6 protein-coding genes and 1 tRNA gene are annotated in these 9,616 nt (G+C 65.4%); 5 read left to right on the top strand and 2 right to left on the bottom strand.

Annotation, left to right across the window (positions count from 1 at the left end; translation table 11 throughout):
• Positions 1 to 6 precede the first annotated feature (6 nt).
• Positions 7 to 83 (top strand) — tRNA-Met (locus PK98_RS15755).
• 1,029 nt (positions 84 to 1,112) lie between these two features.
• On the opposite strand, the gene PK98_RS17140 is transcribed toward PK98_RS15755, so the two are convergent.
• Positions 1,113 to 1,274 carry a hypothetical protein gene (locus PK98_RS17140; RefSeq protein ID WP_161792464.1) on the bottom strand — a complete coding sequence of 54 codons (162 nt, stop codon included), beginning with the start codon at positions 1,272 to 1,274 and terminating at the stop codon, positions 1,113 to 1,115.
• Positions 1,275 to 1,429: 155 nt separating this feature from the next.
• Between PK98_RS17140 and PK98_RS15745 the strand changes: the two genes are divergently transcribed.
• The 3 genes from PK98_RS15745 to PK98_RS15735 are packed head-to-tail and all read left to right on the top strand — an operon-like array spanning position 1,430 to position 7,238.
• Positions 1,430 to 2,611, top strand: coding sequence for an efflux RND transporter periplasmic adaptor subunit (locus PK98_RS15745; RefSeq protein WP_235425563.1), 1,182 nt, complete (start codon positions 1,430 to 1,432; stop codon positions 2,609 to 2,611).
• A gap of 8 nt (positions 2,612 to 2,619) precedes the next feature.
• Entirely contained in the window at positions 2,620 to 5,829 is a 3,210-nt protein-coding gene (locus PK98_RS15740) for an efflux RND transporter permease subunit (protein ID WP_039098026.1), read from the top strand.
• A gap of 2 nt (positions 5,830 to 5,831) precedes the next feature.
• Positions 5,832 to 7,238, top strand: a complete 1,407-nt coding sequence (locus PK98_RS15735) for an efflux transporter outer membrane subunit (RefSeq protein ID WP_039098025.1) — start codon at positions 5,832 to 5,834, stop codon at positions 7,236 to 7,238.
• Positions 7,239 to 7,262: 24 nt separating this feature from the next.
• Here the strand turns inward: PK98_RS15735 and PK98_RS15730 are convergent, their stop codons facing one another.
• Positions 7,263 to 8,336, bottom strand: a complete 1,074-nt coding sequence (locus tag PK98_RS15730; protein WP_081996326.1) for a YihY/virulence factor BrkB family protein — start codon at positions 8,334 to 8,336, stop codon at positions 7,263 to 7,265.
• A gap of 124 nt (positions 8,337 to 8,460) precedes the next feature.
• Here PK98_RS15730 and PK98_RS15725 point away from each other — a divergent pair, with 124 nt between their 5' ends.
• A complete protein-coding gene (locus tag PK98_RS15725) occupies positions 8,461 to 9,102 on the top strand; it encodes a glutathione S-transferase family protein (RefSeq protein WP_039098024.1) in 642 nt (213 codons plus the stop codon).
• Positions 9,103 to 9,616: the final 514 nt, after the last annotated feature.

Here is a 9,616-nt window from a genome sequence, read left to right as displayed (position 1 = left end):
AGGTGACGCGGGGTGGAGCAGCCCGGTAGCTCGTCAGGCTCATAACCTGAAGGTCGTTGGTTCAAATCCAACCCCCGCAACCACCGACACAAAACTATCCTCACCACTGCGCCGGCCCTTGCCGTTGTCGTTGATCGCATAACCGACCAGCTTGCCGCCGCGCATCCGTCAAGGGTCGCCGAGCAGGAGATGCAATGCCGGACCGGCAGCGCTCAGCGCCATGTTGCCGGCAGGCGTCCCGACCTGCCCCGCGATATCGCAAGGCCAACTTGCAGCACTCGCCGCCCGCTCACCTGCTGGTGCGGCTCGAGCTCAAAGCGATGCGCAAGCGTTGGGGCGTGCGCCAGACCCAGGCGCGCGCCTTGCGCTACAAGGGCGAGGTGGTCGACTTTGCCGAGCCGCCGAAAGGCCAGTGCGTCGCGACCTTGCTCCGGCGACCCGGTGCGACTGGCTGGGCGCAAGCGATCGCGCTCTGCTCGGCATCGCTTACGACACCGCCTGCCGCCGCGCCGACTGGTGGCAATCCGGGTGGAGCATGTCTCCAATGAGCCGGACGGCTCTGGCTTGCTCGACATCCTAACCAGCAAGGCCGACCGGGCCGGAAAGGGCGCGTTGGCCTACCTCTCGCCGCGCACGGTGGAGGCGATCCGTGCCTAGCCCAAGGCCGCCGACTTCCGTTCGGGTCCGCGGGGGGGGGGGGGGGGGGGGGGGGGGGGGGGGGGGGGGGGGGGCGCTGCACGCCAACTCGATCACGCTGATCTATCTCCGGCTGATCCGCGATGCGAATGCGAAGAAGCTGATCGGACCGATCAGCGAGGTCGATCTGACGCGCATCCGCCTGCCCCCGATCAACGATAAGCCGCAGCGTCCTGCATCGGCGGCAGCCGCCGACGCAGGACGATGACCAGAACGGCACCCACTAAGGCAAGGCGTCAACGACCACGAAGCTGGCCAGCAGCCCGCCAGATACAGACGAGATGGTCCCGAGAATGACCGGACTGACGAACTGGCCGCCGAAGAATTTCGATGGGAGCGCCAGGCGGCGCACTGCACAGAAGGGTTTAGACCAGCACAATATCCCCGTCCTTACATGCGAAAACGAGCCGCTAGAGCTAAGCGACGATGTGCTCGATTTCGATGGTCGCAATGGCATCCCTTCGCGTCAGGATCAGCTCGCGGCATGAGCCGAAAAAGGCGAAGGCACCGGCGCCGGCAGCCAGTCTGCCACAGCCTGCCGCTCCTGGCGTCTGCAACGTCGTGAACAGATCCGCCATCCCGTGGCAGCCGGAGCCAGAATCAGGCCGAAGCTTTCTGATATCAGGCGGTTGACCCTGTCCCATGAACGATTAGACCTTTCGCTGCATCACATCGCAATTTCGACATAGGTGATGCTGACCATCCCTCGATGGTCTGCAAGGAATCACTGAATTTGACGAGGTTTCTTCGGGTTGGTCTTCTCGGCGGCCTGGGCGCATGCCTTGCCGCGCTTTCCGGTTGTGCGGGTGGCGAGGAGCAGGAGCGGGGCGGGTCGGCCCCGCAGGTCGGGTTCGTGACTGTCGAGCCCGTCGCCGTGCCGATTTCCGTCACACTTGCGGGCCGTACGGTAGCATACGAGACGAGCGAGGTTCGCCCGCAGGTGAGTGGGATCATTCGCCGCCGGCTCTTCGTGGAAGGAAGCTTCGTACAGGCTGGTCAGCAATTATACGAGATTGACGATCGCCTGTTTCGCGCCGCCGTGCGCCAGGCGGAAGCGAACCTGGCCAGCGCCCGCGCCACTGCTCAGGCCGCGGAGGCACTTGCGCGCCGCTACAAGCCGCTGGCCGAGATCGAGGCGGTGGCCGAGCAGGATTATACCAATGCGGAGGCGCAGGCGGGTGTGGCCCGGGCCGCTGTGGCGCAGGCGCAGGCCACGCTGGAGACCGCGCGAATCAATCTGCGGTTCACGCGAGTCGATGCGCCGATCAGCGGGCGCATCGGCCGCTCGCTGGTGACCAATGGCGCGCTCGCCAATGCCAACCAGACACAGCCGCTGGCGGTCATCCAGCGGCTCGACCCGATGTTCGTCGACATGCAGCAGTCAAGTGCGGAGCTGACCTCGCTGCGGCGAGCGTTGCGTGCCGGGGAGATTGCGGCCGGCAGCACGACGGCGCGACTGCAGCTGGAAGATGGCAGCACTTATGGCGTTCCGGGCACGGTCGAGTTTTCGGAAGTTGCAGTGGATGTGAGCACCGGGACCGTGGCGCTGCGCGCCCGCTTCCCGAACCCGCAGGGCGTCCTGCTGCCCGGCATGTTCGTCACCACCGTCTTCGACCAGGCCGTGCAGCCGGCCGCCTTCGTGGTTCCCCAACCTGCGGTCCAGCGTGACTTCAACGGTTCGTCCTACGTCTACGTCGTCGGCCCCGGCAACCAGGCGTTGCGCAGGCCGGTCACTACGGCCCGTACGCAAGGACGGTCGTGGGTGATCTCTGCCGGGCTGCGCAGCGGCGACCGGGTGATCACCCAGACGCCGACGGCGCTGCGGCATGACACTGCGGTCCGCCCGGTGCCGCAGGATACGCCGCAACGGATCGGTGCTCCTGCCGCCCCGGCTGCTGCTGCCCCGGCAGACTGACGCGCCTCATGTCGCGGATCTTCATCGAACGGCCGATCTTCGCCTGGGTACTCGCCATCATCGTGATGCTGGCGGGTGTCGGCGCTCTGCGCGTCTTGCCGGTCGAGCAATATCCCGACATTGCGCCCACCAACGTCAACGTCAGCGCCTCCTTCCCCGGCGCATCGGCCGAGACGATCGAGAACAGCGTCACCCAGGTTCTGGAGCAGACGCTCACCGGGCTGGACGGCCTGTTGTATTTCAGCTCGCAATCCAGCTCCCGCGGGCAGGCGAGCATCACTGTCACCTTCGCCAAGGGAACCGATCCCGACATCGCCCAGGTGCAGGTGCAGAACGCCATTCAAAGCGCCATCGCCCGCCTGCCCGGCGAGGTGCAGCAGCAGGGTGTGCGTGTCAGCAAGTCGAACCCTGACGCGCTGCTGCTGGTGGCGGTGTATGACGTCACCGATACCCGATCCTTCCAGGATGTGTCGGACTACCTCTCGTCCAACATCCAGGATCCGCTCTCCCGTGTGGCCGGGGTGGGCGAGGTCAACGTGTTCGGCAGCCCTTATGCCATGCGGATCTGGCTCAATCCGAGCCGCCTGGCGGCCTACCAGCTGATCCCCGGCGACGTGGTCAGCGCCGTCCAGACCCAGAATGCGGAAGTTGCCGCAGGTGATGTCGGCGGCCTGCCGGCACCGCCGGGTCAACTGCTCAACGCCACCGTCACCGCGCAGTCGCGGCTGCAGACACCCGAGCAGTTCAGGGCGATCGTGCTCAAGACGCTGTCGAACGGTTCAGCCGTGACGATCGGCGATGTGGCGCGGGTGGAACTGGGATCGCAGAGCTACAACGCCATCCTGCAGATGAACGGTCATCCCGGCGCCGGCATGAACATCTCGCTGGCACCCGGTGCCGATGCGCTGCTGACCGCAGAGCTGGTAAAGGCGGAGATGGAGTCCCTGGCGCGCGACCTGCCGGACGGGCTGGAATATGCCTATGCCAACGACTCCACCAATTTCATCCAGCTGTCGGTGGACGAGGTCGTCAAGGCGCTGCTTGAGGCGATCGTGCTGGTGGTCATCGTGATGTTCGTGTTCCTGCAGAGCTGGCGTGCGCTGCTGGTGCCGGTGATCGCGGTACCCGTGGTGCTGCTGGGCACGATGGCGGTGTTCTACGCCGCCGGGATGAGCCTGAATACGCTGACGCTGTTCGGCATGGTGCTGGCGATCGGGCTGCTGGTCGATGACGCCATCGTGGTGGTGGAGAATGTCGAACGGCTGATGGAGGAGAACCCGGGCATGGGCCCGCGCGAGGCGACGATCGAGTCCATGCGCGAGCTCAACGTGGCGCTGATCGCGATCGCCCTGGTGCTGTCTGCGGTGTTCCTGCCGATGGCCTTCTTCGGCGGGTCCACCGGCGTCATCTATCGCCAGTTCGCGGTGACGATCATCTCCTGCATGATCCTGTCGGTGCTGGTTGCCCTCGTGCTGAGCCCCGCCATAACTGCGACGCTGCTGAAGCCCAAGGTCGCGCACGGCGACGGGGAGGCGGAAACCGGCCCGGCTCGAGCGGGCGGCGCCTGGGCCAGGGTGCAAGGTCGCCTGCGTCGCGCAGGCGACTGGTTCAACCGCAATTTCGAACGGATGGTGGCGCGCTATCTCGTGGCGGTGCGAACGGTCGTGGATCGCAAATGGCTGTTCATGGCGATCTATCTGGCCACACTGGTGCTGCTGGCATGGCTGTTCCTGCGTCTGCCCGGCGGGTTTCTGCCGATCGAGGACCAGGGACGGGTCCAGGTCCAGTTCCGCCTGCCGGCCGGGGCCACGCAGACGCGGACGCTGGAGGTGCGCGACCTCATCCGCCGCTACATGGTCGGACCGGAGGCGGAGAATATCGATTCCACCTTCCTTGTCGCGGGCGGCGGCGGGGGCGGAGCTTCGGGACAGAACACCGGCCAAGGCTGGATGAACCTGAAGCATTGGGACCAGCGCCCCGGGCCGGAGAACTCGGCCCAGGCGATCGCCGACCGGGCGAGCAAGGCCTTTGCCGGCCTGCGCGATGCGCAGGTGTTCACGCAGGTGCCGGGCGCGGTGCGCGGCCTGGGCGATGCCGGCTTCAGCATGCAGTTTCAGAACACCAGCGGCCTGACCCGCGCGCAATTCGTGGAAGCGCGCGACAAGCTGATCGCTGAGGCGAACGCCAACCCGCTGCTGGCGCAGGTCCGGCTGGGCGACCTGCCGGACGTGGCGACGCTGAAGGTGGATCTGGATACGCAGCGTCTTAGTGCATACGGGCTTTCTCCGACCGATGTGAACGCCACGCTCGCGACCGCATGGGGCGGGCGGTACGTCAACGACTTCATAGACCGGGGGCGGGTGAAGCGGGTGTTCGTTCAGGGTGACGCGCAATATCGCGCCAAGCCCGAGGATCTCTCCCGATGGTTCGTGCGCTCCAGCACCGGCAGCATGGCGCCGTTCTCTTCCTTCTCGCAGCTCGGCTGGGCGACCACGCCCGCCACCACCAGCCGGTTTGGCGGCGTCCCTGCCTTCGGCATTACCGGCCAGCCGGCCGCCGGGGTGAGTTCGGGCGAGGCGATGATGGAGATGGAGCGGATGGCCTCTGCCCTGCCCGGGACGGGCGTGGCATGGTCCGGTTCATCCTACGAGGAGCGGCTGTCTTCCGGTCAGGCGCCGCTGCTGTACGGGTTGTCGCTGCTGGTCGTGTTCCTGTGTCTGGCGGCCTTGTATGAAAGCTGGTCCATTCCGGTGGCGGTGCTGCTGGTGATCCCGCTGGGCCTGGTCGGCGCCGTGTTCGCGGCCACGATCCGCGGGCTGGAGAACGATGTGTTCCTGCAGATCGGTCTGCTGACCACCATGGGGCTGACTGCCAAGAACGCCATCCTGGTGATCGAGTTTGCCGAGCAGGAGGAAAAGAAGGGTGCGCGCGTGATCGACGCCGTGGTCAGCGCCGCGCGCATCCGCCTGCGCCCGATCCTGATGACCAGCTTCGCCTTCATCTTCGGTGTGTTGCCGCTGGCCATCGCGACCGGTGCGGGCGCGAACAGCCGTATCGCGATCGGTACCTCCGTGATCGGCGGCATGCTGACTGCCACGCTGCTGGCAATCTTCTACATTCCGCTGCTGTTCGTGCTTGTGCGGCGTGGTACGCGTGACGGCCTGGGTGTGCTGCGTCGCCGGTTTGGCCGTCGTCCTCGCAGTGAAGCGGTGGCGTGACGATGCAGCCGGTCCCCCTGTTGCTGGCACTGGCCCTCGCTTCGCTGGCGAGTGCATGTTCGCTGGCGCCAGACTATGTCCGGCCCCAGGCCCCGGTGCCCGCTGCCTTTCCTGGCGGCCCAGCTTTTGCACCAGGCGAAGCGGTGTTGCCGGACGTCTCCTATCGCGACCTGTTCCGCGATCCTCGGCTGCTGGAACTGGTTGGGGTCGCGCTCGACAACAATCGTGACCTGCGCATCGCCGCCGCCAACATCGCGGAAGCACGTGCGATCGTGCGGGTGACCCGCGCTGCGCAGTTCCCTGAGGTGGCGGTCGGTGCCTCCGGCGATTTGGCGACCGGGCAGTCCGGCCGTGATGGTCAGGCCTACGCGTTGCAGGGTAGCATCGCCAACTACGAACTGGACCTGTTCGGCGGACTGGCAAACGCCACGGTAGCCGACCGGGAACGGGCGCTGGCTACCGAGGCAGCAGCCGCTTCGGTGCGGATCGGCCTGGTGGCGGATATTGCATCCGTATGGGCGACCTACGCGGCGGACGAGGACCTGCGTGCCATCGCCCAGGACACGGCCGACAATGCCCGCCGCAGCGTGGAATTGACCCAAGCCCGGCTGCGTGGCGGGATCGCCCCGCGAACGGATGTGCGCCAGGCCGAACAGGTGCTGGCTTTGGCAGAAGGCGATCTTGCCCGACAGACATCGGCCTTGGCCGAGGACGTGAACCTGCTGCAACTGCTGGTCGGAACGTCGATCGATCCGGCACTGCTGCCGGGTGGGCTGGCACAGATCATGGACTCGGTCGGCACCTTGCCGGCGGGTACCAGTTCCGAGGTCCTGCTGCGGCGACCGGATGTGCGGCAAGCCGAGTTCGAGCTGCGGGGTGCCAACGCCGATATCGGTGTGGCCCGGGCCGCACTGTTTCCGCGTGTGTCGCTGACCGGATTGCTCGGCCTCGCGAGCAACACGCTCGGCTCCCTGTTCACAGGTGGCGCGTTCAGTGGATCGGGCGGGGCCGACATCGCCCAGACGATCTTCGATGCCGGCGGGCGGCGAGCGAACGTCGCGATCAGCACGGCCCGGCGCGATGCAACACTGGCCGCCTATGAACGCGCGATCCAGACCGCCTTCCGGGAGGTAGCCGATGCACTGGCTACGCAGGGCACCATCCGCGCGCAGACAGACGCCGCACGGCGCAACACGGTTGCCGCGGCGGACAGCGCGCAGTTGACCGAGGAGCGTTACCGCGGGGGTATCGAAAGCTTTTTGGCCAATCTGGATGCGCAGCGCAGCCTGTACCAGGCGCGGCGCGAGGAAGTGGCCATTTCGCTGATTGCTTTGCAGAACCGTTTCGAACTGTACCGTGCGGTGGGGAGCGATGCCGAACTGGCGGACGCTCCCCTCCTGCCACGATAGCCGCGCGCTGATCCTAGTTGCCGCTCACGTCGAGGGCTGTGCCGGGCCCGCCTCGACATTGGCGAAGCTTTCCTGCTTGCTCTCTTGGATGCCGCTATCGGTAGCGACTGTCGCGTCGGGATCCTCCAGCACATGGGCGCTGGTCTGGCGCTCCATCTCGCCATTGAGCTCCGCCCCGATCAGGAATACATACGCCGACAGCCACAGCCATGTCAGCAGCACCACCACCGCGCCCAGCGAGCCGTAGGTCGCGTTGTAATTGCCGAAGTTCGACGCATAGAAGCCGAACCCGGCAGTGGCAGCCAGCCAGACCACCGTGGCGATCAGCGCACCGGGCGACAGCCACTTCCATTTTGCCTTTGGCCGGTTCGGGGCATAGCGATAGAGGAAGGCCGCCGCCGTCACCACCAGCGCCGCGAGCACCAGGTAGGAAATGATCCGGATGCCGGCCAGCACGATCGGCGGCGCTCCAGGGATCAGGCTGCCAAGGAAGGCAAGGGCAGCGGTCGTGCCGAAGGCCGTCATCACCAGGACGAGCGCACCCAGGACGAGCAGGAGGGATAGTACAGTGAGCCAGATGAATCCGCGCTCCTCCTTCTCGTCATAGGCGACGTTCAGTGCCACGATCATGGACGAGGTCGCCTTGCTGACCCCGTACAGCGCGATCACGAGTGCGACCACCAGACCAAGACCCTGCTGTTCGCTCGACGTCTGCACGACCCCGACCAGCTGGTCGGAAATCAGAGCGGCCGCGTCCTGCGGCAGGATGCCGAATAGCTCGTTGATGTGGCGCGACACCGTTTCTGAATCGGCCAGCAACCCATAGGACAATACTACGGACGCGAGTGTCGGGACGATCGCCGTGAAGCAATAGAACGCGACCCCTGCCGCGATCAGGCTGACATTGTTCGCGTTGATCTGCGTCCATGCACGCTTGGCCACCTGCAGCCAGTCGGCTCGCGTCATCTGCCAGGGGCTGGGCGCATCGGTCGCGTGTCGTGAGTGGCGGTGCCAGGGGCGCTTCATGCAGTCATCGTCCTTTATTGTGCAAAATGCGGCTTTGCCGTTGGCGATGTCATAACGGCCAAGCTCCGCCATCGTGCCTGTGACCAGGCGCTGGCGGCTGCAGGAGGCGGTCGATCAGTTGGATGCGGGCGATCGCTGCGCTCCATGCGGAGCCTTGGCGCGTCCTGCGCGTAGGACAGGGAAAGGAGAGCCACCCATGCCTGACCAGACCACTCTTTACACCATGCCGGGGACCTGTTCGCTTGCTGCCAACATCGCGATCGCCTGGATCGACGCGCCCGTCGCGATCCGGAACATGGCATATGGCGACCACAAGAAGGACGCCTACCTGTCGATCAACCCAAAGGGAAAGGTGCCCGCGATCAGGTTCGCCGATGGCGATGTACTGACGGAACTTTCCGCCATTCTTGCATGGCTGGGCGCGGAGCACGGCGGCGATGGCTACGCCCGCGACACCAGGCTTGGCCGACGCGAGGCGGAGGCGTTGTCCTACATGACGACGGAGGTTCACGGTGCGTACGGCCCGCACTTCGCCCCGCAGAAGTTTGCAAGGAGCGAAGGCGCACAGGAGGAGGCGAAGCTGGCGGCGTACGATCGGCTGGCCGAGCATTACCAGCGGCTCGACCAGGATCTCTCTTCCTCCGGCGGAGACTGGTATCTGGGGGACAGAAGCTTTGCCGATGCATTCCTTTACGTCCTGGTGCGCTGGCTTGACCAGACTCCGTTGTCGCTGGACGACTATCCCGCACTTGCCACGCACCGCAACCGCATGGAAGCAGACGCTGGCGTGAAGACTGCCCTTGCACGACAGGCCATGGAGCCGATGACCGCCGGTTAACGGTGAGGAGGGGGCAGCGTTCGAACCCGGCTCGCTGCCACCACATGCTCGTTGAACGGATCGGCATGCTTCCGGGGCCCTGCGGCATGCGGCTGATTGCCGCCGCGTCGAAAATCGAAGGCAGGAAAAAAGTGGTGTCGTGGTGGGTTGACCGAATCAAACGACGCCCATATTGAGCGCTCCACCGGCGCAGAACGCTTCACTGCCCTGCCAACCGGTCGCCAACTTGGACGGACAATCTGACACTCGGTGAAGATCGGGTAGGATGGTTGTTCGCTGCAAGGTATTTGGTGGTTCTTTGACATTGTTGATTTTGATGAAGGGACATGTGGGCGACGGCGCCTGCTGCCGGGGGTTTTAAGGCTCCGGTTGGCAGTAACCAGGTCGTTGCCGGGTTCTGGTGCTCACCACGGGCATCGGGATCTTGAGCATGTTCATTCGTATCCATTACGTTTGATAGTGCAGGTAACGGCTCCTTGAAGCATGTGCCTGGCTGGATGGCGGATCGTAAGGT

Source organism: Croceibacterium mercuriale (genome assembly GCF_000802385.1).
GTDB classification, from domain to species: domain Bacteria; phylum Pseudomonadota; class Alphaproteobacteria; order Sphingomonadales; family Sphingomonadaceae; genus Croceibacterium; species Croceibacterium mercuriale.
The sequence above is the reverse complement of the archived record's forward strand: the minus strand, read 5'-3'. Positions and strand labels throughout refer to the sequence as shown.

What these genes read in the sequence shown, in the direction of transcription:
- PK98_RS17140 (WP_161792464.1), bottom strand. Translation starts at nt 1,274, where the DNA reads ATGGCGGATCTGTTCACGACGTTGCAGACGCCAGGAGCGGCAGGCTGT.
- PK98_RS15740 (WP_039098026.1), top strand. Translation starts at nt 2,620, where the DNA reads ATGTCGCGGATCTTCATCGAACGGCCGATCTTCGCCTGGGTACTCGCC.
- PK98_RS15735 (WP_039098025.1), top strand. Translation starts at nt 5,832, where the DNA reads ATGCAGCCGGTCCCCCTGTTGCTGGCACTGGCCCTCGCTTCGCTGGCG.
- PK98_RS15730 (WP_081996326.1), bottom strand. Translation starts at nt 8,336, where the DNA reads ATGGCGGAGCTTGGCCGTTATGACATCGCCAACGGCAAAGCCGCATTT.
- PK98_RS15725 (WP_039098024.1), top strand. Translation starts at nt 8,461, where the DNA reads ATGCCTGACCAGACCACTCTTTACACCATGCCGGGGACCTGTTCGCTT.